General features: G+C 66.7%; 21 protein-coding genes. 12 read left to right on the plus strand and 9 right to left on the minus strand.

Annotated elements, in window-relative coordinates:
- Window positions 1–25: 25 nt before the first annotated feature.
- The 3 genes from AC5P8R_RS09370 (at window position 26) to AC5P8R_RS09380 (ending at window position 2,347) form a co-directional block, all read left to right on the plus strand.
- Window positions 26–1,024, plus strand: coding sequence for a DNA-directed RNA polymerase subunit alpha (locus tag AC5P8R_RS09370; RefSeq protein WP_005408216.1), 999 nt, complete (start codon window positions 26–28; stop codon window positions 1,022–1,024).
- Window positions 1,025–1,214: 190 nt separating this feature from the next.
- Entirely contained in the window at window positions 1,215–1,598 is a 384-nt protein-coding gene (gene rplQ, locus AC5P8R_RS09375; protein ID WP_005408217.1) for a 50S ribosomal protein L17, read from the plus strand.
- Window positions 1,599–1,840: 242 nt separating this feature from the next.
- Window positions 1,841–2,347 carry a disulfide bond formation protein B gene (locus AC5P8R_RS09380; RefSeq protein ID WP_005415421.1) on the plus strand — a complete coding sequence of 169 codons (507 nt, stop codon included), beginning with the start codon at window positions 1,841–1,843 and terminating at the stop codon, window positions 2,345–2,347.
- 104 nt (window positions 2,348–2,451) lie between these two features.
- Here the strand turns inward: AC5P8R_RS09380 and AC5P8R_RS09385 are convergent, their stop codons facing one another.
- Window positions 2,452–4,575: a TonB-dependent receptor gene (locus AC5P8R_RS09385; RefSeq protein WP_014646057.1), complete on the minus strand. Its 2,124-nt coding sequence runs from the start codon at window positions 4,573–4,575 to the stop codon at window positions 2,452–2,454.
- 216 nt (window positions 4,576–4,791) lie between these two features.
- On the opposite strand from AC5P8R_RS09385, the gene AC5P8R_RS09390 reads away from it, so the two are divergent.
- Together AC5P8R_RS09390 and AC5P8R_RS09395 are read left to right on the plus strand one after the other, a co-directional pair.
- Window positions 4,792–6,183 (plus strand): class II 3-deoxy-7-phosphoheptulonate synthase, encoded by a 1,392-nt coding sequence (locus AC5P8R_RS09390; protein ID WP_014646058.1) that lies wholly within the window; start codon window positions 4,792–4,794, stop codon window positions 6,181–6,183.
- A 360-nt stretch (window positions 6,184–6,543) separates the two neighbouring features.
- Complete coding sequence (locus tag AC5P8R_RS09395; RefSeq protein ID WP_169411760.1) at window positions 6,544–7,731, plus strand: mechanosensitive ion channel family protein; 1,188 nt, start codon at window positions 6,544–6,546, stop codon at window positions 7,729–7,731.
- A 72-nt stretch (window positions 7,732–7,803) separates the two neighbouring features.
- On the opposite strand, the gene AC5P8R_RS09400 is transcribed toward AC5P8R_RS09395, so the two are convergent.
- From AC5P8R_RS09400 to typA, 3 genes are read right to left on the minus strand one after another with little or no spacing between them, the layout of a single operon-like run.
- The gene (locus AC5P8R_RS09400) at window positions 7,804–9,426 is read right to left on the minus strand and encodes an amidase (protein ID WP_049440294.1); all 1,623 of its coding nucleotides are present in this window, start codon (window positions 9,424–9,426) and stop codon (window positions 7,804–7,806) included.
- Window positions 9,427–9,467: 41 nt separating this feature from the next.
- Window positions 9,468–9,935 (minus strand): DUF2127 domain-containing protein, encoded by a 468-nt coding sequence (locus tag AC5P8R_RS09405; RefSeq protein WP_197606323.1) that lies wholly within the window; start codon window positions 9,933–9,935, stop codon window positions 9,468–9,470.
- Between the two features lie 11 nt (window positions 9,936–9,946).
- Complete coding sequence (typA, locus tag AC5P8R_RS09410; protein ID WP_046429077.1) at window positions 9,947–11,794, minus strand: translational GTPase TypA; 1,848 nt, start codon at window positions 11,792–11,794, stop codon at window positions 9,947–9,949.
- Between the two features lie 273 nt (window positions 11,795–12,067).
- Here typA and AC5P8R_RS09415 point away from each other — a divergent pair, with 273 nt between their 5' ends.
- From AC5P8R_RS09415 to AC5P8R_RS09440, 6 genes are all read left to right on the plus strand, one after another.
- The gene (locus AC5P8R_RS09415; protein ID WP_005408225.1) at window positions 12,068–12,559 is read left to right on the plus strand and encodes a peptidylprolyl isomerase; all 492 of its coding nucleotides are present in this window, start codon (window positions 12,068–12,070) and stop codon (window positions 12,557–12,559) included.
- Between the two features lie 118 nt (window positions 12,560–12,677).
- Window positions 12,678–13,664, plus strand: coding sequence for a malate dehydrogenase (locus AC5P8R_RS09420; protein ID WP_004153634.1), 987 nt, complete (start codon window positions 12,678–12,680; stop codon window positions 13,662–13,664).
- Between the two features lie 195 nt (window positions 13,665–13,859).
- Entirely contained in the window at window positions 13,860–14,474 is a 615-nt protein-coding gene (locus tag AC5P8R_RS09425; protein WP_014646064.1) for an RluA family pseudouridine synthase, read from the plus strand.
- A 710-nt stretch (window positions 14,475–15,184) separates the two neighbouring features.
- The gene (prpE, locus tag AC5P8R_RS09430) at window positions 15,185–17,065 is read left to right on the plus strand and encodes a propionate--CoA ligase (RefSeq protein WP_049406571.1); all 1,881 of its coding nucleotides are present in this window, start codon (window positions 15,185–15,187) and stop codon (window positions 17,063–17,065) included.
- Between the two features lie 254 nt (window positions 17,066–17,319).
- Window positions 17,320–17,823 carry a hypothetical protein gene (locus AC5P8R_RS09435; protein WP_014646066.1) on the plus strand — a complete coding sequence of 168 codons (504 nt, stop codon included), beginning with the start codon at window positions 17,320–17,322 and terminating at the stop codon, window positions 17,821–17,823.
- Window positions 17,824–17,869: 46 nt separating this feature from the next.
- Window positions 17,870–18,925, plus strand: a complete 1,056-nt coding sequence (locus AC5P8R_RS09440) for a suppressor of fused domain protein (RefSeq protein WP_401735679.1) — start codon at window positions 17,870–17,872, stop codon at window positions 18,923–18,925.
- Window positions 18,926–19,044: 119 nt separating this feature from the next.
- On the opposite strand, the gene AC5P8R_RS09445 is transcribed toward AC5P8R_RS09440, so the two are convergent.
- The 5 genes from AC5P8R_RS09445 to AC5P8R_RS09465 all read right to left on the minus strand — a co-directional run bounded on the left by AC5P8R_RS09445 (window position 19,045) and on the right by AC5P8R_RS09465 (window position 24,644).
- The gene (locus tag AC5P8R_RS09445; RefSeq protein ID WP_014646068.1) at window positions 19,045–19,656 is read right to left on the minus strand and encodes a glutathione S-transferase N-terminal domain-containing protein; all 612 of its coding nucleotides are present in this window, start codon (window positions 19,654–19,656) and stop codon (window positions 19,045–19,047) included.
- Window positions 19,657–19,740: 84 nt separating this feature from the next.
- Window positions 19,741–20,199, minus strand: a complete 459-nt coding sequence (locus AC5P8R_RS09450; RefSeq protein WP_004154513.1) for a cell wall hydrolase — start codon at window positions 20,197–20,199, stop codon at window positions 19,741–19,743.
- A gap of 297 nt (window positions 20,200–20,496) precedes the next feature.
- Window positions 20,497–22,527: an NADPH-dependent 2,4-dienoyl-CoA reductase gene (locus tag AC5P8R_RS09455; protein ID WP_014646069.1), complete on the minus strand. Its 2,031-nt coding sequence runs from the start codon at window positions 22,525–22,527 to the stop codon at window positions 20,497–20,499.
- Between the two features lie 272 nt (window positions 22,528–22,799).
- Window positions 22,800–23,429, minus strand: a complete 630-nt coding sequence (yczE, locus tag AC5P8R_RS09460; RefSeq protein WP_014646070.1) for a membrane protein YczE — start codon at window positions 23,427–23,429, stop codon at window positions 22,800–22,802.
- 195 nt (window positions 23,430–23,624) lie between these two features.
- Window positions 23,625–24,644 (minus strand): zinc-binding alcohol dehydrogenase family protein, encoded by a 1,020-nt coding sequence (locus tag AC5P8R_RS09465; protein WP_032955885.1) that lies wholly within the window; start codon window positions 24,642–24,644, stop codon window positions 23,625–23,627.
- 357 nt (window positions 24,645–25,001) lie between these two features.
- Here AC5P8R_RS09465 and AC5P8R_RS09470 point away from each other — a divergent pair, with 357 nt between their 5' ends.
- Entirely contained in the window at window positions 25,002–26,093 is a 1,092-nt protein-coding gene (locus AC5P8R_RS09470) for an OmpA family protein (RefSeq protein WP_014646072.1), read from the plus strand.
- Window positions 26,094–26,124: the final 31 nt, after the last annotated feature.

Genomic DNA, 26,124 nt, shown 5'->3' on the forward strand with positions numbered 1-26,124 from the left:
GGGGTTCACTAGGAGAACCCGCAACATGACGGTTACCGCCAACCAGGTTCTGCGTCCTCGCGGTCCGCAGATCGAACGCCTTACCGACACCCGTGCAAAGGTCGTTATCGAACCTTTGGAGCGGGGTTACGGGCATACGCTGGGTAATGCCCTGCGTCGCGTGCTGCTGTCGTCCATCCCGGGCTTCGCCATCACGGAAGTCGAAATCGACGGCGTGTTGCATGAGTACACCACGGTCGAAGGTCTGCAGGAGGACGTGCTCGAAGTCCTGCTGAACCTGAAGGACGTGGCCATCCGTATGCACTCCGGCGACAGCGCCACCCTGTCCCTGTCCAAGCAGGGCCCGGGCGTTGTCACCGCTGCCGACATCAAGGTCGACCACAATGTGGAGATCCTGAACGGCGACCATGTGATCTGCCACCTGACCAAGGATACGGCGATCAACATGCGTCTGAAGATCGAACGTGGTTTCGGCTACCAGCCGGCTGCCGCGCGTCGTCGTCCGGACGAAGAAACCCGTGCCATCGGCCGCCTGGTCCTGGATGCCTCGTTCTCGCCGGTCCGCCGTGTCGCCTACGCCGTGGAAGCGGCGCGTGTCGAACAGCGTACCGACCTGGACAAGCTGGTCATCGATATCGAGACCAACGGCACCATCGATGCCGAGGAAGCCGTGCGCACCGCCGCCGACATCCTCAGCGACCAGCTGTCGGTGTTCGGTGACTTCACCCACCGCGACCGCGGTGCGGCCAAGCCGGCCAACAACGGCGTGGATCCGGTGCTGCTGCGCCCGATCGACGATCTGGAGCTGACCGTGCGTTCGGCCAACTGCCTGAAGGCTGAAAGCATCTACTACATCGGCGATCTGATCCAGAAGACCGAAGTGGAGCTGCTGAAGACCCCGAACCTGGGCAAGAAGTCGCTCACCGAGATCAAGGAAGTGCTGGCTCAGCGCGGCCTGTCCCTCGGCATGAAGCTGGAGAACTGGCCGCCGGCCGGCGTCGCCAGCCACGGCATGCTGGGCTGATATCGGTAATGCCTGGAGGCTCCACCGCTCGCGGTGGAGCCTTCAACGCAACACACCATGCCACGACGAACCGCAGGTTCGCGGGCAGGTCGTCCAGGACGGGCGGCCAGGACCAACCGCAGTCCGCGCAGTAACGCCAGGATGGCGACAACGATCCACACAGCCGCATCATTAACCAAGGAATATCACCATGCGTCACCAGAAGTCTGGCCGTAAGTTCAGCCGCACCAGCGCGCACCGCGAAGCGATGTTCAAGAACATGGCCGCCTCGCTGTTCAAGCACGAGCTGATCAAGACCACCCTGCCGAAGGCCAAGGAACTGCGCCGCGTTGCCGAGCCGCTGATCACTCTGGCCAAGGTCGACTCGGTCGCCAACCGCCGTCTGGCCTTCGCCCGCCTGCGCGACAACGAAGCCGTGGGCAACCTGTTCACCATCCTGGGCCCGCGCTACGCGAACCGTCCGGGCGGCTACCTGCGCCTGCTGAAGTGCGGTTTCCGCGCCGGCGACAACGCACCGATGGCCTACGTCGAGCTGGTTGACCGTCCGGTCGTGGCCGAGGAAGTGGCCGAGTAATCGGACCGCTCCAACGCGACACAGCGAAAGCCCGGCTCCTGCCGGGCTTTTGCGTTTCCAGGGGTCGGATCCCTTTCCGCAGGAAAGGGCTCTGACCCCGAGCAGGCAGCACCGCAGGTCAGATCCCTTTGCATTCGCAAAGGGATCCGACCCGCACCGTTCCGACAGGCGTCACCTGTGGCGGTTCGAATGGGGCGCGCTCTCGGTTACGCTTGGCGCCTTGATCCATTCGAGCGTTGACGATGAATCCACTGCGCTGGCCCTTCCGCGCCCAGTTCTTCCTGGGCTTCCTGATCTGCGCGGGCCTGCTCGGCTACGCGATCTTCCTGCAGCTGAAGATGGGCCTGGAGCCGTGCCCGCTGTGCATCTTCCAGCGCCTGGCTTTTGCCGCGCTGGGCCTGTTGTTCCTGATCGGTGCGCTGCATGGGCCGTCCAACCGTCCCGGCCGCGCCACCTACGGCGTGCTCGCCTTCATCGCGGCGGCCGTCGGCGTGGGCATCGCTGCGCGCCACGTCTACGTGCAGATGCTGCCGCCGGAGATGGGCGCGACCTGTGGCCCGCCGCTGAGCTTCCTGCGCGAGACCATGGGGCCGCTGGAAGTGTTCCGCACGGTGCTGACCGGTACCGGCAACTGCGGCAACATCGACTGGACGTTCCTGGGCCTGACCATGCCGATGTGGTCGGGCGTGTGGTTCGTGCTGCTGGCGCTGTGGGCACTGGTGGTGTCGCTGCGCAAGGTCAAGCGCTGAAGCAGGATGGGGTCGGATCCCTTTGCATCGCAAAGGGCTCTGACCCCATTCCCGGTGCGGGGTCAGAGCCCTTTCCTGCGGAAAGGGATCCGACCCCTGTCTCCTCAGAAGTCCTGCTGCAGGCTCAGGTAGGCGCCGCGGCGCGGTCCCCATTGCGGGGCGAACACGCCCACACCGCCGCCATCGCGCAGCTGGTAGCTGCGATCCAATGCGTTGATCACGGCCAGCTGCACGTGCAGCGGATGGCCGCTGTCGGCATTGAAATCATGCCCGGCGCTGAGGTTCACCTGCAGGTAGGACGGCAGCTCGCCGCCGTTGGGCACGCCCTCGATATCCGAACGCAGGCCGCTGCCGAACACGTAGTTGGCACCGACCCGGTTGTGCCCGGCGAAGGCGTAGCTGAAGCCCCCCGACGACGTCAGCTTCTGGTCGTGGTCCAGGTGGATCCAGTGGTCGGCCACATAGGCCAGCGCGTCCGGATCGAGGTTGTACTGGCTGGTGATGACCTGGGTGCCGATGGCCTTGTTGTACGCCGCGTTGAAGTAGGCGCTGAACGGACCGTTGCTGTAGTCGGCACTGAACTCCAGCCCACGGATATGGCCGCGGCGGTAGTTGAACGTCGAGTAGATGTAGGCGGCGCCGAACTGGCCTTCGTCCTGCAGGCGCGCGACGCGGCGGTCGTAGGCGTCCAGGCCCAGGGTCAGGTGTTCACCCAGCTGCTGCGAGACGCCGATGTCGTAGTAGTCGCTGCGTTCGGCCAGCGGAATGTTGTTGCCGCCGCCCGGCTGCTGGTTGGTGGTGCCGTCGTACAGGGCGATATCGCTGCTGGCGATCAGCTCACTGGCCGGTGGCGTGAAGTAACGCGAATAGCCGGCATGCACGGTGGTGCTGTCGCTGGCATTCCAGACCGCGCCCACGCGGGGGCTGAGCTGGCCCTCGGTGCGGCCGAAGGCCTTGTACCGATCACCACGCAGGCCGTAGTTCACTGTCCAGTCGTCGCCGATCTTCCACTCATCCTGCACGTACACCGCCAGCGTACTGGCGTGGAAGGCGCTGCGGTCTGGAATCAGCAGTGGCGTGGTGCTGGATTGCTGGCCGGCGCCATCGACCGGGAACACCCAGCTGTTGTTGCTGGCGCGCGCATTCTCGTAGTTGCCGTACAGGCCGTAGCGCAGCGTGTGGTCGTTGCCCAGCGGGGTGGAGAAGTCGGCCTGCAGCGTGTTGGCGCGGTTGCTGCGCTGGACCTGCGAGGCGACGCCACTGAATACCAGATCGCCGATGACATCCGGGTTGAACGCCACGTCGCTGTAGCGCTGCCCGGCGGACAGCTGGTAGGCGGTGCCGCCCAGCGTGCCCTGCAGCACCAGCATGCCGAAGCGGGTGGTCTCGCGCTGGGTTTCATCCAGCTGGCTGGAGTCGAAGGTGGTCGTGTCCAGGTAACCGAACTGCGGGGTCTGCCCGGGATTGACCGGGATCTGGAAGCGATTGTTGGCAAAGCCGGCGAACACGCTCAGGCGGGTGTTCTCGTTGACCAGGTAGGTCAGGTCGGCGAAGGCTTTGCCCTGGTGCGTGTCGTCGTGCAGCGGCTTGCGCGAGCGGGTCGGGTTCTCCAGGCCGACCTCGTTCTGGTCGTAGTTGCCGGTCAGGAACCAGCTCCAGCGCCCTTGATTGCCCCACCACGAGGCATTCGGATTGATCTTGCCGAACGAGCCTGCGGTCAGACCGGCGCTGCCGCCATTGCCGAGCTCGGCGCCGCTGCGGGTGGTGATGTCGACCACCGCAGCGGTGCGCTCGCCGAACTGCGCCGGCAGCGCCCCGTCCATCAGGCGGATGCTCTTGATGGTGCGGGCATCCAGGGTCTGGCCGAAGCCGGAGATCGATTCGGGCAGCAGTACGCCGTTGATGCGGTACTGCAGGTTCGCGTGGTCGCCGCGCACGTGCACGCCACCGTAGGAATCCTGGACCACGCCCGGAGCCTGCAGCAGCACCTGGCTGAGCGGCGCGGAGGCACCCAGCGGCTGCTTCTGGATGTCCTCGGCGGTGATCTGGTACTGGCTGCTGCCGATGTCCGGCGACAGCGCATTGCGGGCTTGGTCGAGCTGGGCGCTGACAGTGACCGTGTCGAGGTCCTTCACGGGAGCGGCGGCATCGGCGGCCATAGCGAGGGTGGGCAGACTGGCCAGGGTCAGGGCGAAGGTAATGCCGGTAGCGAGCAGGGAGGGCTTCATGGCAGATAGGCTGTGGAAGGGTCCGACGGGGACGGAGTGTTACTTCGTAACAGTGCGTGGCGAATCATGCGCCTGTCCGGGCGGCCGTGGCCATGCGGTTTCTGGCCGATCGCGATGCCCTTTCCCCGGCGTTCAGTCATGTGCAGGGCGTGCCCAGCCCTTTGCGCCAGCGGCTGGCTCTGCGACCATGACCGCCCCCCTCCCCGGAAGTCTGCAATGAGCCTGTCCGCCGTTCCGCCCGTCCTCGATCCTGCCGCGACCGCCGCTGGCGCTGCCTGGTCGCCGGAGAGCTGGCGCGGCAAGACCGCGCTGCAGATGCCGACCTACCCGGACCCGGTGGCGCTGGACGCTGCACTGCATGAGCTGAAGCGCCTGCCGCCGCTGGTCACCTCGTGGGAAATCCTGGCGCTGAAGCAGCAGTTGGCCGAGGCCCAGGAAGGCAAGCGCTTCCTGCTGCAGGGCGGCGATTGCGCCGAGAACTTCAGCGACTGCGAATCGGGCACGATTTCCAACCGATTGAAAGTGCTGCTGCAGATGAGCCTGGTGCTGGTGCATGGCCTTCGCCAGCCGGTGATCCGCGTCGGGCGCTTTGCCGGCCAGTACGCCAAGCCGCGTTCGGCCGATACCGAGACCCGCGACGGCGTGACCCTGCCCAGCTACCGCGGCGATGTGATCAATGCGCCGGCGTTCACCGAGGCGGCGCGCCTGCCGGATCCGAAGCGGATGCTGCAGGCGCATGCGCATTCGGCGATGACCATGAACTTCGTGCGTGCGCTGATCGATGGCGGCTTCGCCGACCTGCATCATCCGGAGTACTGGAACCTGGAGTGGGTGCGGCATTCGCCGCTGGCCGCCGAGTACCAGAAGATGGTGGCGTCGATCGGTGATGCGGTGCACTTCATGGAAACCCTGGCCGGGGCCCGCGTGCACAACCTCAACCGCATCGACTTCTACACCTCGCATGAAGCGCTGCTGCTGCCCTACGAGCAGGCGCTGACCCGGCAGGTGCCGCGCCAGCAGGGCTGGTTGAACCTGAGCACGCATTACCCGTGGATCGGCATGCGCACCGCCGCGCTTGACGGCGCGCACGTGGAATACCTGCGTGGCGTGCGCAATCCGATTGCGATCAAGGTCGGCCCGTCGGTGACGCCGGACCAGCTGCTGCGCCTGATCGATGTGCTCAACCCGCATGACGAGCCAGGGCGACTGAGCTTCATCCACCGCATGGGGGCAGCGCAGATTGCCGATAAGCTGCCGCCGCTGCTGGATGCGGTCAAGCGCGATGGCCGTCGCGTGCTGTGGGTGTGTGACGCGATGCATGGCAATACCGAGAGCACCGCCAATGGCTTCAAGACGCGCCGCTTCGACAACGTGCGTGGCGAAGTGGAGATGTCGTTCGATCTGCATGCGGCCGCAGGCACGCGACTGGGCGGTGTGCACCTGGAACTGACGGGCGAAGACGTGACCGAATGCACCGGTGGCGCGCGCGAACTGACCGAGCGCGACCTGGAACGCGCGTATCGTTCGACGGTGGACCCGCGGTTGAACTACGAGCAGTCGCTGGAGATCGCGATGGCGATCGTGCGCAAGCAGGAGCAGGTGCGGTAAGGGCGTTGCGGCAGGGCTTGCAGCCCTGCACCTGCTGACGCAACGGCAACGGCAACGGCCTAAGCAACGGCAACAGCATGCATTCCGTGGGATGGCGGGGCGATGTGGGCAGGCAGGACACGCCGTGAACCCCCCTCCGGGGTCCGGCACAGCCGCCAGCGGCTGGGCCGGACCGCGGAGCGGGATTCACGGCGTCTCCCGCAACCGGCCCCACTCCGCCATCCCACAGGAAGCCCGCTTCTGCTTCGGCTGTTGCTGTTGAGGTTGCCGGCCAGCGGCCGGCACTACCGCAGGTGCAGGGCTGCAAGCCCTGCCGACCAACACCCTGCTTACGAACGACTGACGTGGCGCTCATGCGCCATGCGCGAGTCTGTCCACTTGGCTGTTCGAGTGGAGGTGGCAACGGTGCACTGGCAAAGCGCACAGGCATACGCATGGCCGTTGGGATTGGCCGTAGTGGTGGGCGGCATCGGCGCGTGGCTGATCCTGTGGATCTACCATCGGCTGAAGGGGCGCGATCGTCGGCGCGCGCGTATCGGGCGTGTGCTCGGGCTGCCGATGGCCACCGCATGGCCGCTGCTGCTGTTGATCCCTGCATTGCAGGCCACGCCGCTGCAGGATCCCGTTCTGGGCAACCTGCAACGGGTGCTGCATATCGCGCTGACCGCGTGCTTCATCTGGCTGCTGGTGCGGGCGGTGGCGGCGGGCGAACGTGCCATCCTGCGCAGCCATCCCATCGATGTCTCCGACAACCTGGAGGCGCGCCGCATCCAGACCCAGACGCGGGTGCTCAGCCGCGTGCTGATGGGCGGCATCATCGTGCTGGGCGCGTCGCTGGTGCTGCTGACCTTCCCCATGGTGCAGAAGATCGGCACCGCGCTGCTGGCCTCGGCGGGCCTGATCGGCCTGGTGGCCGGTATCGCTGCAAAGCCCGTGTTCGGCAATCTGATCGCCGGCCTGCAGATCGCAGTGACGCAGCCGATCCGGCTGGATGATGTGGTGATCGTCGAAGGCGAGTGGGGGCGCATCGAGGAGATCGGCAGCAGCTATGTGGTGGTGCGCATCTGGGATGAGCGGCGAATGGTGGTGCCGCTGACCTGGTTCATCGAGAACCCCTTCCAGAACTGGACGCGGCGCAGCGCCGACCTGCTCGGCACCGCGTTCCTGTGGCTGGACTATCGTGCCCCGGTGGCAGCGATCCGTGCCGAGCTGGAACGCATCTGCCGCGGTGAAGCGCTGTGGGATGGCCGGGTCTGCGTGACCCAGGTGACCGAGACCAGCGAGCGCGCGATCCAGGTGCGCCTGCTGGTCAGTGCGCGCAGCTCCGGTGATGCCTTCGATCTGCGCTGCCTGGTGCGCGAACGCATGCTCGATTTCCTCGCGCGCGAGCATCCGCAGTCGCTGCCGCAGGTGCGTGCGCGGCTGCAGCATGCAGACGAACTGGACATGCCGCGCGGTCCACGTGCGCGCACTGCGGATGTGCGTTCGCCGGGGGCTGAAGACGGTGAGGCGGCGATCGTGCCGGTGGAGCCCGACCAGCCGCTGTAGAGCCGAGCCATGCTCGGCTGCTTTCGATTTTCCGTTGAAGCCGAGCGTGGGCTCGGCTCTACAGAAACACGATCACGGCTCGCCGGCGTCGATCAGGGTGTCGGTGTCGAAGTGCGGCGGGCGTCGCGCGCGGGTGCGCTGTTCGTAGGCGTAGGCCATTTCGATCAGCTTCGGTTCGCTCCAGGCGGTGCCCATGAACAGCAGGCCGACCGGCAGGCCATTGATCTGGCCCATCGGCACGCTGAGGCTGGGATAGCCGGCGACGGCGGCGGCGCTGTAGCTCTCGCCGGGGAAGTCGTCGCCTTCGCTGCGGATCGGCCACGCCACACCGGTGGTCGGCGCCACCAGGGCATCGAGCTGGTGGGCGGCGAGGGCGGCGTCGATGCCTTCCGCGCCGGCCAGCCGGCGCGCATTGCTGCGTGCACGGATATAGGCGGGGTCGGCCAGGCCGGCGGTAGCGTCGGCCGCCACCAGCAGTTCCTGGCCGAACAGGCCCAGCTCCTGCTTGCTGTGCGCCTGGTTGAAGGCGATCAGGTCGGCCAGGCTGCGTAGTGGCGCGCGATGGGTGCTGAAGTAGCGCTCCAGCCCGGCCTTGAATTCGTACAGCAGCACCGTGCGTTCCGCCTCGGCCCAGGCGCCCTGGTTGGGCAGCTCCACCGGCACCACGAAGGCACCCGCCCGACGCAGCTCGGTGGCCGCCTGTTCGATCAGCGGCGGCATGCCGCGGTATTTCAGCAGCGGTGTCTGCAGCAGGCCGATGCGCTTGCCACGCAGGCCCTGCGGGTCCAGGCGCGCGGTGTAGTCGTACACCGCGCGGCCAGGCATGGTCGCCGTGGCCGGGTCGGCATCGTCGCGGCCGGCGATAGCGGTCAGCACGGCTGCAGCGTCGGCGACGCTGCGGGTCATCGGCCCTGCGGTGTCCTGGCTGAAGGAAATCGGGATGATGCCCTCGCGGCTGACCAGGCCGACGGTCGGCTTGAGGCCGACGATGCCATTGACCGCCGCAGGGCAGACGATGCTGCCGTCGGTTTCGGTGCCGATCGCCACGCTGGCCAGGTTGGCGGCGACCGCCACCGCGCTGCCGCTGCTGGAGCCGCAGGGCGAGTGGCTGAGGCGATAGGGATTGCGGGTCTGGCCGCCGCGTGCGCTCCAGCCGGACACCGAATCGTTGCCGCGGAAATTGGCCCACTCGCTGAGATTGGTCTTGCCCAGCACCACCGCGCCGGCGTCGCGCAGCCGGCGCACCAGGTAGGCGTCGTCCGGGCGGAACCCCTGCAGGGCCAGCGAGCCGGCGCTGGTGGCCATCGGGGCGGCGTTGATGTTGTCCTTCAGCAGTACCGGAATGCCGTGCAGCGGGCCGCGCAGGCGTCCATCACGGCGCTCGCGGTCGCGCGCAGCGGCTTCCTTCAGTGCATCCGGGTTGAGCTCGATCACCGCGCGCAGGCGCGGCCCGGTGCGGTCCAGGGTGGCGATGCGCTGCAGGTAGGCCTGGGTCAGGGTGGTGCTGTCCAGCTCACCGGCGCTCATCCGCGCCTGCAGGTCGGTGACATCGGTTTCGGCGTACGGGAACGGCACGTTGCGGCTCGCGGGTTCGGCCGCATGCGCGCTGGACGCGGCCGGGCTGCAGCCAGCCGAAAGCAGCGCAGGCAGCGCGGCAAGCAGGCAGGTCAGCAGAGGCGGCAAGGACGGGCGCATGGGGCGGCTTGGTCGGCTCCAATCCCCAGTGTAGCCGGTGCTCAGCGGTGGCGCTTGCGCAGGTCGCGGGCGAGGACGTAGACCACGATCAGGTTGATCGCCAGGATCGCCCACGATGGCCAGCCGGGATGGCGGATGATCGCGAAGATGTCGAAAGGCAGGTACAGGGAGGCGGTCAGGCAGCCCAGCCAGGAGGCCCAGGCCTTGGCCCGCCACAGGCCCCAGGCTTCGACCAGGTGCAGCAGGCCGTAGCCGATCATCCCCGCCGCGGCCAGGTGGACCGCGTCGGGGCTGATCATGTGCAGCAGCGAGGGCAGGGTGCCATGGTCCGGATCCAGGCTGAAACGCCGGATCAGGACCATGATGCCGTGCCGCAGCGGCTGCGGTCCGAGCACTTCCAGCCCGGTGGCGGCCAACAGCGCCAGCATCGCCTTGCTCGCTTCGAGCAGGGCGATGACGTGGAGGCCCGGATGCCGGTGCGGATCCGGGTTGTAGCCGCTCTGGTCCACGGGGTGCTGGCTCAGCCGCCGCGCGAAGCCTTCTTGCGGTCGCTTTCGGTCAGGAACTTCTTGCGCAGACGGATCTCCTTGGGGGTGATCTCGACCAGCTCGTCGTCTTCGATGAAGTCCAGGGCCTGTTCCAGCGAGTACTTGATCGCCGGGGTCAGCTGGATCGCGTCGTCCTTGCCCGAAGCGCGCATGTTGGTCAGCGGCTTGGTCTTGATCGCGTTGACGGTCAGATCGTTGTCCTTGGAGTGGATGCCGACCAGCTGGCCTTCATACACGTTGTCGCCTTCGGCAGCGAAGAGCTTGCCGCGCTCCTGCAGCGGACCCAGCGAGTAGGCGGGAGTGACGCCCGGCGCATTGGCGATCATCACGCCGTTGATGCGCTTGGCGATCGCGCCCTGTTCCTTCGGACCGTAATGGTCGAACACGTGGAACAGCAGGCCCGAACCCTGGGTCAGGGTCTTGAACTCGTTCTGGAAACCGATCAGGCCACGGGCCGGGATCTGGTATTCCAGGCGCACACGGCCCTTGCCGTCCGGTTCCATGTTCTTCAGCTGGCCCTTGCGGGTACCCAGCTTTTCCATCACGCCGCCCTGGTGGATTTCTTCGATGTCCACCACCAGCTGCTCGATCGGCTCCATCATCTGGCCGTCGATTTCCTTGATGATCACTTCCGGGCGCGACACCGCCAGCTCGTAGCCTTCACGGCGCATGTTCTCGATCAGCACCGACAGGTGCAGTTCGCCGCGGCCGGAGACCAGGAACTTGTCGGCGTCTTCCAGCTGTTCGACCTTCAGTGCCACGTTGTGGACCTGCTCGCGGTCCAGGCGGTCCTTGATCTGGCGGCTGGTCAGGAACTTGCCACCGGACAGGTCCTTGTTGCCGGCGAACGGCGAGTTGTTGACCTGGAAGGTCATCGAGATGGTCGGCTCGTCGACGGTCAGCGCCGGCAGGGCTTCGGGGGTATCCGGGTGGCACAGGGTGTCGGAGATGGTCAGCTCCGGAATGCCGGAGATGGCCACGATGTCACCGGCCTCGGCCGTCTCCTGCTCGATGCGCTCCAGGCCCAGGAAGCCCAGCACCTGGGCGACCTTGCCGTTGCGCTTCTTGCCTTCACGGTCGATGACGGCGACCTGCATGTTCTTCTTCAGGGTGCCGCGCTGGATGCGGCCGATGCCGATCACGCCCACGAAGTTGTTGTAGTCCAGCTGGCTGATGCGCATCTGGAACGGGCCTTCCGGGTCCACTTCCGGACGCGGGGCGTGCTGCATGATCGCTTCGTACAGCGGGGTCATGTCGCCGTCGCGCACGGTGTCTTCCAGGCCGGCGTAGCCGTTCAGGGCCGAGGCGTAGACGATCGGGAAGTCCAGCTGCTCATTGGTGGCGCCGAGCTTGTCGAACAGGTCGAAGACCTGGTCGATCACCCATTCCGGACGCGCGCCCGGACGGTCGATCTTGTTGACCACGACGATCGGCTTGAAGCCCATCGCGAAGGCCTTCTGGGTGACGAAGCGGGTCTGCGGCATCGGGCCGTCCATCGCATCGACCAGGATCAGCACGGTGTCGACCATCGACAGCACGCGCTCGACCTCACCACCGAAGTCGGCGTGGCCGGGGGTGTCGACGATGTTGATCCGGTTCTTGATGCCGGTCTTCTTGTCTTCCCAGGTGATGGCGGTGTTCTTGGCCAGGATGGTGATGCCGCGTTCCTTTTCCTGGTCGTTGCTGTCCATCACGCGCTCGGCGAGGACGGTACGCTCGGACAGGGTGCCGGACTGCTTCAGCAGCTGGTCGACCAGGGTGGTCTTGCCATGGTCGACGTGGGCGACGATGGCGATGTTGCGAAGATTTTCGATGGACATACGAAAGGGGGCCAGTCGGCGCCGGATTTGGAAAAAGAAGTCCAACATTATACGTCGAACTTGACGATTCGCGAAAAGGTGGATTTCACGCCTGTCACGGGGCCCATTCAGCTGGGCATCCGCCGCCCCGGCCGGGGCCGCCAGAACCCGGCTGCGCGGCTCCCCGTCCGGGGGCTGAAGCGGGGCGCTTCACCAATGGTCGAAGCCGCCGCCGACACGAGGCGGGTGTAAACTAGGTGGCTAGACGCATTCCCCTTTGCATCAAGGATCTTCATGTCCCTCATCGCCACTTTCGACACCACCCAGGGCCCGATCAAGGTCGAGCTGTTCGCCGACAAGGCACCGCTGACCGTGGCCAACTTCGTGAACCTGGTCAAGCACGGCTTCTATGACGGCCTGATCTTCCACCGCGTTATCGCCGACTTCATGATCCAGGGCGGCTGCCCGCAGGGTCGTGGCACCGGCGGCCCGGGCTACAAGTTCGAAGACGAGAAGAATGGCGTGAAGCACGAGGTCGGCTCGCTGTCGATGGCCAACGCCGGCCCGAACACCAACGGCAGCCAGTTCTTCATCACCCACATCAAGACCGATTGGCTGGACGGCCGCCACACCGTCTTCGGCAAGGTCCTGGAAGGCCAGGCGATCGTCGATTCGGTCAAGCAGGGCGACGTGATCCATTCGATTACCCTGGAAGGCGACGTCGACGCCGTGCTGGCCGCCCAGGCCGACCGCGTCGCGGAGTGGAACAAGCACCTCGCCGCCTGATCCCCCTTCGAAACGGCCACCCACGGGTGGCCGTTTCCCTGTTCCCCGCCGCCCGCCAGGCCTGCGTGGCTCTGCCCGCGGCGTCCCATCAAACGCTTGCAAGCAAGAGGAAACCCCCATGAAAGCACCCGTTCGTGTTGCCGTGACCGGCGCCGCCGGCCAGATCGGTTATGCCCTGCTGTTCCGCATCGCCTCCGGCGAAATGCTGGGCAAGGACCAGCCGGTCATCCTGCAGCTGCTGGAACTGCCGGTCGACAAGGCCCAGGCCGCCCTGAAGGGCGTGATGATGGAGCTGGAAGACTGCGCCTTCCCGCTGCTGGCCGGCATGGTCGGCACCGATGATGCCGAAGTCGCGTTCAAGGACGCCGACATCGCCCTGCTGGTTGGCGCACGTCCGCGTGGCCCGGGCATGGAGCGCAAGGACCTGCTGCTGGAAAACGCCAAGATCTTCACCGCCCAGGGCGCGGCGCTGAACAAGGTCGCCAGCCGTGACGTGAAGGTGCTGGTGGTCGGCAACCCGGCCAACACCAATGCCTACATCGCCATGAAGTCGGCCCCGGACCTGAAGCCGGAAAACTTCACCGCCATGCTGCGCCTGGACCACAACCGCGCGCTGAGCCAGCTGTCGACCAAGCTCGGCAAGCCGGTCGGTGGCATGGAGAAGCTGGTCGTGTGGGGCAACCACAGCCCGACCATGTACCCGGACTACCGTTTCGCCACCGCCGATGGCGCGTCGATCGCCGATGCGATCAACGACCAGGAATGGAACGCCAACACCTTCATCCCGACCGTGGGCAAGCGCGGCGCGGCGATCATCGAAGCCCGTGGCTCGTCCTCGGCCGCTTCGGCCGCCAACGCTGCCATCGACCACGTGCGTGACTGGGTGCTGGGCAGCAACGGCAAGTGGGTCACCATGGGCGTGCCGTCCGACGGTTCCTACGGCATTCCGGAAGGCGTGATCTTCGGCTTCGCAGTGACCACCGAGAACGGCAAGTACACCCTGGTGAAGGATCTGCCGATCGACGACTTCAGCCAGAAGTACATCGACAAGACCCTGGCCGAGCTGGAAGAAGAGCGCGCCGGCGTTGCCCACCTGCTGGGCTGATGCAGGCGGTACCGGCTCGAGCCGGTACCTCTTTCATCAAGGTAGGTGTCGACCGCTGGTCGGTACATTCCCATCGAGGTAGGTACCGACCATTGGTCGGTACATTTCCATCAAGGTAGGTACCGACCGTTGGTCGGTACGCAGAACGGGGAAGCTTCGGCTTCCCCGTTTCTGTTTGGACGGATACGGAGCCGCATGATCCACCTGCATTACATCGACGACGCGCTGCTGGTGGCCGAGAAGCCGGCCGGCCTGCTGTCCGTGCCCGGCCGCGGCGCCGAGAACCAGGATTGCGTGGTCGCGCGCCTGCAGGCGCTGTACCCGGATGCGTTGACCGTGCACCGCCTGGACCAGGTGACCTCCGGCCTGCTGCTGCATGCGCGCGGCAAGGACATGCAGGTGGCGTTGTCGATGCAGTTCGAGCAGCGCCAGGTCGGCAAGCGTTATGAAGCGATCGTGGAGGGGCTGCTTGAAGGCGATGCCGGCGACGTGGACCTGCCACTGATCGTGGACTGGCCAAACCGGCCGAAGCAGATGATCGATCACGAACGCGGCAAGCCGGCGCTGACGCGCTGGCGCGTAATGGCGCGTGATGCCGAAGCGCAGCGCACGCGCGTGGCGCTGGAGCCGGTTACTGGCCGCAGCCATCAACTGCGCCTGCACATGGCCAGTCTCGGCCATCCCATCGTTGGCGATGTGCTGTATGACGCCGCGCCTGCGCAGCGCGTGCATCTGCATGCGCGCAGCCTGCGGTTCACCCACCCGGTGACGGGCGACGCGCTCGCGTTCGAGTCCGCCACTCCGTTCTAGGGGTTCGGCAGGGCTTGCAGCCCTGCACCTGCTACGAACCGGAGCAACGTCAAAGGCCAAGGTGGCTCTGGTCTTCTGCTTGCTGGGCGGGGCGGTGTGGGTTGGCAGGACACGCCGTAACTCCCCCTCCGGGGGCCGGCCCAGCCGCTGGCGGCTGTGCGTTCGGGCGCTTGCAAAGCAGTGCTTCGCAAGCAAAGCGCCCTCACCCATGGGGGCTCGATGGCGCCATCCATGGCGCCAACGGTCCTGCCAACCCACACCGCCCCACCCCCGACAGATTTGTGCGGCAGTTGGTAACGGCTGTCGCTGTTGGTGTTGGTAGGTGTCGACCTTGGTCGACAAGATTTTTCTGTCAGATATCGAATTGAATATTGAATCTGGGGATCCGACCCCGTGCTCCGACAGATCGCGGAAGTCTGTCGAAGGCGGGGTGGGTCCGGTTGCGGGGGCGTGAGCCGCATGGATGCGGCGACCGAGCCTCCATGGACGGATTCACGGTGTCCCCCGCAACCGGACCCACCTCGCCATCCCACGGGAAACCCGCTGTTGCTTCGGCTGTTGCTTCTGAGGTTGCCGGCCAGCGGCCGGCACTACCGCGGGTGCAGGGCGCAGCCCTGCATGAAAACCCCACCCCCTACCAAGGTAGGGCGGCCCGCGCGGCAGCGCCGGACTATCCTCGAACCCATGACTTTGTCTGGGAGGGCTGCGTCATGAACTACGAGGAAACCTACCGTCGCTCGATCGACGAGCCGGAGGCCTTCTGGGGCGAGGAAGCCAAGCGCATCCATTGGCACAAACCGCCGCAGCAGGTACTCGACTACAGCAACCCGCCGTTCCGGCGCTGGTTTGTCGGGGGTGAAACCAATCTCTGCTACAACGCCGTCGACCGCCATCTGGCCGAGCGCGCCGACCAGCTCGCGCTGGTTGCCATTTCCACCGAGACCAGCAGCACCCGCGAGATCACCTATCGCCAGCTGTATCGGGAAGTGAACGACTTCGCTGCCGTGCTCAAGCACCTCGGCGTCGGTCACGGTGACCGTGTGGTGATCTACATGCCGAACATGGCCGAAGCGGTATTCGCCATGCTCGCCTGCGCGCGCATCGGCGCCGTGCATTCGGTGGTGTTCGGTGGCTTCGCCGCGCACAACCTGGCGCTGCGCATCGACGATGCCAAGCCGAAGCTGCTGATCGCCGCCGATGCCGGCATGCGCGGTGGCAAGCTGATTCCGTACAAGCCGATGGTCGATGCAGCCTGCGCCGAAGCCACGTCGCCACCGCCGCACGTGCTGATCGTGTCGCGCGGACTGGATGCCGCCGAACCACGCGTGCCGGGCCGCGATGTGGAGTACGCCGCGCTGCGTGCGCAGATCGGTGAGGTCGACGTGCCGGTGCAGTGGCTGGAATCGAGCGAGCCGAGCTACCTGTTGTATACCTCGGGCACCACCGGCAAGCCGAAGGGCGTGCAGCGCGATGTCGGCGGCTACGCGGTGGCGATGGCACAGTCGATGGAAACCGTGTTCGACTGCAGGCCGGGGCAGGTGATGTTCTCCACGTCCGATGTCGGCTGGGCGGTAGGCCATTCCTACAATGTGTACGGCCCGCTGATCGGCGGCTGCACCTCGCTGCTGTACGAAGGGCTGCCGACCAACCCGGACCCGGGCATCTGGTGGGCGCTGTGCGAGCAGTACAACGTGCGCACGATGTTCTCGTCCCCCACTGCCATCCGCGTGCTGAAGAAGCACGATGCGGACTTCATCCATCGCCACGACCTGCGCGCGCTGAAATACCTGTTCCTGGCCGGCGAGCCGCTGGACGAACCGACCGCGCACTGGATCAGCGAAGCGCTCGGCAAGCCGATCATCGACAACTACTGGCAGACCGAGACCGGCTGGCCGGCGCTGACCCTGCTGCCGGGCCTGGAGATGAAGCCGGTGCGCTTCGGTTCGCCGGGCTTGCCCAACCTCGGCTACCGGATGAAGGTGATCGACGAGAACACCGGCGAGGAAGTCGCACCGGGGCAGAAGGGGGTGCTGGTGGTGTCGCCACCGTTGCCGCCGGGCTGCATGAGCACGGTGTGGAACGACGACAACCGTTTCCTGCAGAGCTACTTCAGCCACTTCAAGGAACTGCTGTACAGCTCGCTGGACTGGGCAATCCGCGACGACGATGGCTACACCTTCATCCTCGGCCGTACCGATGATGTGATCAACGTGGCCGGGCACCGGCTGGGCACGCGCGAGATCGAAGAGGCCATTTCGAGCCACCCGCGCGTGGCCGAGGCTGCCGTGATCGGGGTCAAGGACGAATTGAAGGGGCAGGTGCCGCTGGTGTTCGTCACCCTCAAGCAGGGCCTGGATGGCGAGGATCCGGCGCAAGTGGTGGCCGAGATGATGGCCACGGTGACCACCTCGCTCGGCGCAGTGGCCCGCCCGGCGCACGTGCACGTGGTCAACGCGCTGCCCAAGACCCGTTCGGGCAAGCTGCTGCGGCGCTCGTTGCAGGCGCTGGCCGAGCAGCGCGACCCGGGTGACCTGTCGACGCTGGACGACCCCGGCGCGCTGGAGGAGATCCGCCGGGCGCTGGGCCGTTGATCCGGTCGTGCCGGCCACTGGCCGGCACCCCCATCCACCCCGAGGTTGCCGGCCACTGGCCGGCACCCCCATCCACCCCGAGGTTGCCGGCCAGCGGCCGGCACTACCCGCAGTACTTGCGCTAAGCTCGGCCTGTCATCGACCTGCAATACGCGGCTCGCGCCGGGGAACGCGCGTGCCGTCCGGAGATGGCAACACAGGGGAGCGTGCCCGCGAGGGCGCGCTGGCATTGCGCATCGAGCGAGGGGGAGGCAATGGCATTGCTGCACGCCAAGACGGCTGCTGGCCGTCAGGAAATCGAAGACCGTAGCCGGCGCCTGCCGGCGGCACTGCGTTCGATCCTGCTGATGGTCGATGGCCATCGCAACGACACCGAACTGCGTGGCCTGTTCGAAGGCCTGCGGGCACCACCGGACGCGCTGGAGCAATTGTCAGCACAGGGCCTGATCGAAGTGATCGGCGGAAGCGCAGAGGTGGCGCCGGCGCGCGGCATCAGCACCGGGCGCGAACAGGACCCGGCGCTGTACCAGCAGTTGTACGACGCGATGAGCGAGGCGGTGCGCCGCCACCTGGGCCTGAAGGGCTACTTCATGCAGTTGAAGATCGAACGCTGCACCGATGCGCTGGCGCTGGAGCGCTTGTGCCCGGAGTTGCTGGCGGCGGTGGGCAAGGCGCGCAGCCCGGCATTGGCGCAGCGCTGGTGGCAGGAAACCCAGGCGGCGGTGCTGAACGCTGGCAGTGAGGTCGTGCAGGCCTGAGCCACCGCGTAAAGTGATCGGTTCACTTCCCTACAAGGAGTCCCGCGTGCAGGACGACCACGACGACACCGACACCCCAGGCTGGGACGCGATCAATGCGGCGCTGGCGCCGCTGTATGCCGGCCAGGAGCCGCGTCACTTCGGCACCGCGCTTCCGTACACGCTCGGTGGCCAGGATCCACTGGATGGCATCAGCGTGTACTGGGCGGATGCGCCGGTACCGCACTGGCATTACATCACCTACGGCTTCTCCGAGCTGTACGCCAAGGAGAGCAGTGATGCAGATGCCAGCGGTTATGGCTTCGAGCTGACCTTCCGTCTGGCTGCCGAGGCCGGTGAGAACGCCGGCAGCACCCCGCCGGTGTGGCCGATGAACCTGCTGCAGAACCTGGCGCGCTACGTGTTCGGCAGTGGCAACGTGTTCGAGGATGGCCATCACCTCAACGCCAACGGTCCGATCGCGCTGGAGACCGGCACGCGGCTGTGCCATCTGGCCTTCATTGCGGACCCGCAGTTGCCGGCGCGGGACACGGCCAACGGCCATCTGCAGTTCCTGCAGCTGGTCGGATTGACCGATGAGGAGATGGAGGCGGTCAAGCGCTGGTCGACGCGTGGCGTGCTGCAGGCGCTGCTGCCGGCAATGCCGCTGTGGATCAGCGATCTGCATCGCGGCAATCTGCTGGACGATCCGGCGCTGGCACAGCGGGTGCAGGCCGGCAGCGAACGCGAGGGTTCCAGCACCGGCATGCTGTTCATCGAGACCCTGGACTGGCGGCAGGAGGCGGGCGTCACCACGCTGGTGCTCGGCGCCGGTCAGGTCGCCAGCGTGTGCGAACTGTTGCCGCTGCGCCTGCGCCACGGCAAATCGCTGGAACTGGCCAGCCGCGAGCGGCAGTGGGAGTTCATCGCGCATGGGGGCGGTGAAGCGGCGGACGTATCCGCCGACAGCGCGCGCTGGTCACTGGACGAGGCGGGCCTGCAGGCCCTGGCAGGGGTGCGCGCCGAGCGCGGGGTTTACCCGGTGGCGGGGGCGCTGCGCATCGAAGTGGTGCCGACCTACCTGCGCGATGCCAAGGGGGAAGTGATCCGCCAGATCGGCTGATCGCGCGAATGATATCGAGGGGTCGGAGCCGCCTGCTGCGCAGGCGGATCCGACCCCGTCTGGTGGCCGGTGGGGTCAGATCCGTCCGCCACGCGAACGGCTCTGACCCCTGACCAAGGTCAGGCCAGGCCTTCGGCCTTAAGCGCGGCCTGCACGCCGGCATCGGCATCCATGCGTGCCTTGTAGGCGGCCAGATTGTCCAGGCCCGACAGGTCGACCTTGGTGCCGGCGGCCCAGCGCAGGGTGATGTAGAAGTACGGGTCGGCGAAGCTGCGGAAGCCGGCCAGCCAGGGCTTGTCGGCCAGCTGCCTGTCGGCGGTCTCGAACAGGCCACGCAGGCGCTTGTGCGCGGCGGCGCGGATCGCGTCGTACTGGCCTTCGTCGGCAATGAACTTGCCCGGCGCGAACAGCGGCGAGAAGGCCGGGTGCACGTCGGAATTGACGAACGCCAGCCAGCGGGTGGCTTCGGCGCGCTGGCGCGGGCTGCCGTCACCGCCGAGGCCGGCCTGCGGGAAGCTGTCGGCGATGTAGCCCATGATCGCGGCGTTCTGCAGCAGCACGAAGTCGCCGTCGACCAGCGCGGGCACCGCACCGGCCGGATTGATCTTGAGGAATTCCGGACCCTTCAGGGTGTCCTTGTTCAGCAGTTCAACCTCGAACGGCTGGCCGGTCCACTGCAGGGCGATGTGGTCGGCGGTGGAACAGGCACCGGGCTTGCTGTACAGCTTCATGGGAACTCCAGGTGATGCGGGCGGGAAACGCCCACTATCCCAGAGCCTGCCGGCAGGCGGCAACGCTGCCGCCGGCACGGATCGTTACGACTGCCGCGGCTTGAGGTTCTGCACCTTATAGAAGGTGTGATCGCCGATGGTGGCCACCTGGTAGGCATTGCGCCAGTTCGGGCTGGCGATGGACAGCGCGGCGAAGTGGCTGGCACCGGGCACGATCTCGCGGCGCTCGCCGGCCGGCAGCGCCCAGTTGCGCTCGGCGTCGAAGGCCACGTTCATTGCCTCGCTCCAGGCCGCGTCGTTGCCCAACTGGGTGCCGGGGGAGACGATGGTCGGTGCGAACTGCTTGCGCGCGGTGACCACCTGGCACATCGAGTCGCCCCACAGGCCACTGTCGAGACGGCGCAGTGCGACCTCGGCGACGGCCTGCTGGCCGCGCAGGGTCTGGTCGCGGGCTTCCAGGTAAACGGTGGTGCTCAAACACAGTGAATCAGCGGCCGGCTGCGGCAACAACTGCGACAGCCAGAGAATCCAGGCCAGTTTCATATAACTCCTTGCTCCGTATGGGCCGCACCCTCCGGTTCCGGCCGCAGGGCGACAGGAGGCGGGGTACGACTTGGCGTCATGGGGAGGCGGCCATCGGGGCCGCCCCGTTGGGCAGCCCCAAAAGAAACGACCAGTACCGATCGTGGGGCTGCGCCGGCTCACCGGAAACTGGCTGGTGAGCGGAAAGATGGCGCAAGGTAGGGGGGCGTAGCCGAACGCATCGTGAACCGCTCGGCTTGACATTCAGGTTTAATGAGGGTGACGGAAATCACATTCCGCCCCCCATTCAGGCGCTCATCAGAGCCCGGCGGCAACCCGGCTGCCCTGGTCGATGGCGCGCTTGGCGTCGAGTTCTGCGGCCACGTCGGCACCGCCGATCAGCTGCGCGTTGATGCCGGCCGCCTGCAGTTCGGCCTGCAGCGCGCGGTTGGGTTCCTGCCCGGCGCAGATCACCACATGGTCGACCGGCAGCAGCTGTTCGCTGCCGTCCACGCGGATGCGCAGGCCCGCGTCGTCCACGCCGAGGTACTCGACGCCACCGAGCATGCGCACGCCCTTGGCCTTCAGCGTGGCGCGATGGATCCAGCCGGTGGTCTTGCCCAGGCGCGCGCCGGGCTTGCCCGGGCTGCGCTGCAGCAGCCACAGCCGGCGCGGCGAGGTTTCAACCTCCGGCCTGGCCAGTGAGCCGCGGGCCTCGAAGGTGCTGTCCACGCCCCATTCGGCCATCCAGCGCTGCGGGTCGAGGGAGGGGGACTCGCCGGCGTGGCTGAGGAATTCGCCGACATCGAAGCCGATGCCGCCGGCGCCGATGATCGCCGCACTGGCGCCCACTTCGACCCGGCCCAGCAGTACGTCCAGATAGCTGACCACCCTGGCGTGGTCGGCACCGGGGAAATCAACTCTGCGCGGCGTGATGCCGGTGGCCAGCACCACTTCGTCGAAGCCGGTCAGCTGGGCGGCATCGGCGCGGGTGCCGAGGCGCAGCTGCACACCGGTTTCGGCCAGTTTGTGGCGGAAGTAGCGCAGGGTCTCGTGGAACTCTTCCTTGCCGGGGATGCGCTTGGCCACGTTGAACTGGCCGCCGATCTCATCATTGGCGTCGAACAGGGTGACCTGGTGGCCGCGCTGGGCAGCGACGGTGGCACAGGCCAGGCCGGCAGGGCCGGCACCGACCACGGCAATCTTCTTCGGCGTGGCAGTGGGGTGATAGACCAGCTCGGTCTCGTGCGCGGCGCGCGGATTGACCAGGCAGCTGGCCAGCTTGTTCTCGAACACGTGGTCCAGGCAGGCCTGGTTGCAGGCGATGCAGGTGTTGATCGCCTCGGCGCGGCCGGCACGGGCCTTGTTCGGCCACTGCGGGTCGGCCAGCAGCGGGCGCGCCAGCGACACCATGTCGGCGCCGCCATTGGCGAGGATGCGCTCGGCGACGTCGGGCATGTTGATGCGGTTGGTCGCCACCAGCGGCACCTTCACATGCGGCTTGAGCTTGGCGGTGACCCCGGCGAAGGCAGCACGCGGCACCGAGGTGGCGATGGTCGGAATGCGCGCTTCGTGCCAGCCGATGCCGGAATTGATGATCGTTGCGCCGGCCGCCTCGATGGCCTGCGCCTGCTGCACGATTTCTTCCCAGCTGCTGCCGTCGTCGACCAGATCCACCAGCGACAGGCGATAGATGATGATGAAGTCCGGGCCGCAGGCCTCGCGGATGCGGCGTACGATCTCGACCGCGAAGCGCATGCGTTGGCGCGCGTCGCCGCCCCAGGCATCGGTGCGCTTGTTGGTGCGCGGGGCGATGAATTCGTTGATGAGGTAGCCCTCCGAACCCATCACTTCCACGCCGTCGTAGCCAGCCTCGCGGGCCAGCTTCGCGCTGCGTGCGTAATCGGCGATATGCCGGTCGACGCCGCTGGCCGACAACACGCGCGGGGTGAACGGGTTGATCGGTGCCTTCAGCTTCGACGGTGCCACCGACAACGGGTGATAGGCGTAACGGCCTGCATGCAGCAGCTGCAGGCAGATCTTCGCGCCGTGCTGGTGCGCGGCGGCGGTGAGCTGGCGGTGCGGCCGCACTTCCCAGGGCCAGGACAGCTTGCCGCCGAACGGCTTCAGCCAGCCGACCACATTCGGTGCGAAGCCGCCGGTGACGATCAGGCCGACGCCGCCCTCGGCGCGCTCGGCGAAATACGCCGCCAGCCGCGGGAAGTCGCGGGCGCGATCCTCCAGGCCGGTGTGCATCGAGCCCATCAATACGCGGTTGCGCAGTTGGGTGAAGCCCAGGTCCAGCGGGGCGAACAGATGGGGATAGGCGCTTTCGTTGGCTGGCGACATGGTCGATACGCTTGCGTACGGAAGCGCGAAGCGTGCCGCGAAACGGCGGCCGGGGCAAGGGCCGCTGGATGGCGCCGGCGCTGCCCCCGAACTCCGGGGGCGATAGTGCCGGCCGCTGGCCGGGTACGCTCGGCACATGCGTGCTGTCGCTCCCGCGTTTCGCTGCGCGAATCGCGGGCCCCACTTACCGGCCTCCACCCCCCCGCGCCTGCGGCGCTGCCCCCGAACTCCGGGGGCGGTAGTGCCGGCCGCTGGCCGGCATTCGGGGCAGCTCAGGGTGATTGCGGCTGCCGGGCAGCGGCGGGTACGACCGGGGGGCGGCCGATCCCGAACCAGCCCAGCGTGACGCCGCACAGCGGGCCGATCAGCAGGGCGAAGGCGAGGGTGCCGAGGCCGACATTGCCGCCCAGCCACCAGCCCAGCAGCAATACGCTGCCTTCGATCAGGCTGCGCACCTTCCAGATCGGCCAACCGGTGCGGGCATGCAGGCCAGTCATCAAGCCATCGCGCGGTCCCGGGCCGAGGCGGGCGCCGATGTACAGGCCGGTGGCCAGCGCGACCAGCAGCATGCCTGCACAGAACATCGCCAGCTGCCAGCCCACGCCGATGGCCGGTGGCAGCAGCCACAACCCGAACTGTGCGGAGGGACCGATCAGCATCACGTTGAGCACCGTGCCGACGCCCGGCTTCTGGCGCAGTGGCCACCACAGCAACAGCACCAGTGCGCCGATGACATTGGTCGCCAGCCCGAAGGACAGCGGCGTCTGTGCGGCGATGCCCTGCGACAGCACGTCCCAGGGCGCCACGCCGATGGCGGCACGGATCATCAGCGAGGCACCGAAGCCATACAGGAACAGGCCGGTGATCAGTTGCAGCAGGCGCAGGGGCAGGGCGGTAGGCATGGCGGGCTCGGGGGAGGGGATATCTGTTTCCACCGTATCCCTGATTTCCTTGAGGCCATAGATACAGATCCCAGCCAATCCGCTGGTACAGGCCGCGCCGATCCTGCATGCGGGCGGTTGTGCAGGGCCGCGCCCGTGTTCTGTTGGTGGCGGCAGGCGTAGCAGCCGGGCGTGGGCTCGGCCTACATCACGGCGTCAGTCGTCCCAGCCCACCAGCGCCAGCTTGCCCACCGTGTGCCCGCTGGCCAGGCGCTGATGCGCGATGTCCAGGTTGGCCGCATTGATCGTGCCCAGCGTTTCACTGAGCGTGCCACGCAGCTGGCCGGCATCGATCATGCTGGCGGCGCGGCTGAGGATGCGATGCTGTTCGATGCAGTCGGCGGTGGCGAAGCGCGAGCGCGCGAACATGAATTCCCAATGGATGCCGATGCACTTGGCCTTGTACGGATCGCCGATGCGCAGTGCGCCACGCGGCTCCACGATCAGGCCGACATGGCCCTGTGGTGCCAGCAGCTGGCCCAGTTCGTCCCAGTAGTGATCGGTGTCGGCCAGGTTGAGCGCCACCTGCACTGCGTCGATGCCCAGTGCCTGCAGCTGGGGCTGCAGCGGCTGCCGATGGTCGATCACATGCGTGGCCCCCATCTGCCGGCACCAGTCGATCGAGGCCTCGCGCGAGGCGGTGGCGATCACCTCGAAGCCGGCATGGCGGGCCAGCTGGATCGCCATCGAGCCCACGCCTCCCGCACCGCCGATCACCAGCAGGTGCTGGCCGCCATGGCGGCGATCATCCAGGTGCAGCGGCATGCGCTGGAACAACAGCTCCCAGGCGGTCAGCGTGGTCAGGGGTAGTGCGGCGGCTTCGGCGAAATCGAGCGTGGTCGGCTTGCGGGCGACCAGGCGCTCGTCCACCCACTGGTACTGGGCGTTGCAGCCCGGCCGGGTAACGTCACCGGCGAAGTAGACCTCGTCACCGGAGGCGAACAGGCTGGCCTCGTCACCGATGGCTTCGACCACGCCGGCGGCGTCCCAGCCGAGCACCCGGGGAACCTCAAGGGTGGCCGGATCGGTAGCGGCCCGCTGCTTGCCATCGACGGGGTTGACCGATACCGCTTCGATCCGCACCAGCAGATCGCGGCCGCGAGGAGGCAGCGGCGGCGGCAGCAGGACATCACGCAGGGCAGGTGCGTATTCACGACTCAGGGCGACGGCTTTCATCACGGCTCCGGCTGGGTTCGTGATCCCATCATAAGGTTCCTCACGTTTCCGCAAACCTGCTGAACCGTGCGATGCAGTGTGCTGCGCAGTATGTCGGTTTTCGCGCTTAAACCCCGTCAAACCCTTGCAGTGTGTGGGTCTTGCGGATTTTCATCATCCTGTATAGGGTTTCAACGTCGGACCGGTCGACGGTCGGGCGCAACACTTCACATGTTACGGGACTGTTAACATGGCCTTCACCCGCCTGAGCATAATGTTCGCGGCGGTGGCGTGCTGAATCGGCTGTCGTACATCGACGCACTAGTGCTGGCCCATGCCTCTACCGGTTTCATACCCCCGAAATAGGAGCTGTACTCAATGAACAAGAAGATCCTTACTGCCGCGCTGCTGGGCGGCCTGGCTTTCGCCCAGGCAGCTTCGGCGCAGGAGTTCGATGACCGCTGGTACCTGACCGGTTCGGCCGGCTTCAACTTCCAGGACAGCGACCGTCTGACCAATGACGCTCCGTTCGTGACCCTGGGCCTGGGTAAGTTCATCAGCCCGAACTGGTCGCTGGACGGTGAACTGAACTACCAGAACCCGAACTTCGACAGCAACCAGGACCTGAACTGGTCGCAGTACGGCGTCTCGCTGGACCTGCGTCGCCACTTCATCAAGGAAGGCCGCGGCTGGAACCCGTACATCGTCGGTGGCCTGGGCTACCAGAAGTCGGAAGAAGAGTACGCTGCAATCGACAACAACGGTCCGCGCCAGCGTAAGGACGGCAACGTTGCCGCCAAGCTGGGCGTCGGCCTGCAGACCACCTTCGAGAAGCGTGTTGCTGTCCGCGCCGAAGTGGCCTACCGCGCTGACTTCGACGACCAGAGCATCGCCGCCAAGGACGAGAGCTGGTTCGGCGACGTGCTGGCTTCGGTCGGCGTCGTGATCCCGCTGGGCCCGGCTCCGGTCGCGGCTGCTCCGGCTCCGGCTCCGGTTGCCCCGAGCTGCGCCGACCTGGATGACGACGGTGACGGCGTCAACAACTGCGACGACAAGTGCCCGAACTCGCAGCCGGGTCAGACCATCGGTCCGGACGGTTGCCCGGTTCCGGTCTCCATCGACCTGAAGGGCGTCAACTTCGACTTCGACAAGTCGAACCTGCGTCCGGACGCCGTGGCGATCCTGAGCGAAGCCACCGAGATCCTGAAGCGTTACCCGGATCTGCGCGTTGAAGTTGCCGGTCACACCGACTCGAAGGGTACCGACGCTTACAACCAGAAGCTGTCGGAGCGTCGCGCCACCGCCGTGTACAACTACCTGACCAAGAACGGCGTCGACGCCGGTCGCCTGGTCGGCCCGATCGGCTACGGCGAGAGCCGTCCGATTGCTCCGAACACCAACCCGGATGGTTCGGACAACCCGGAAGGTCGCGCCAAGAACCGTCGTACCGAGCTGAACGTCCAGAACTAAGTTCTGACGCTCTGCCAGTAGGACACAGCAG

The organism is Stenotrophomonas sp. YJH_SMC_73, from assembly GCF_059370155.1.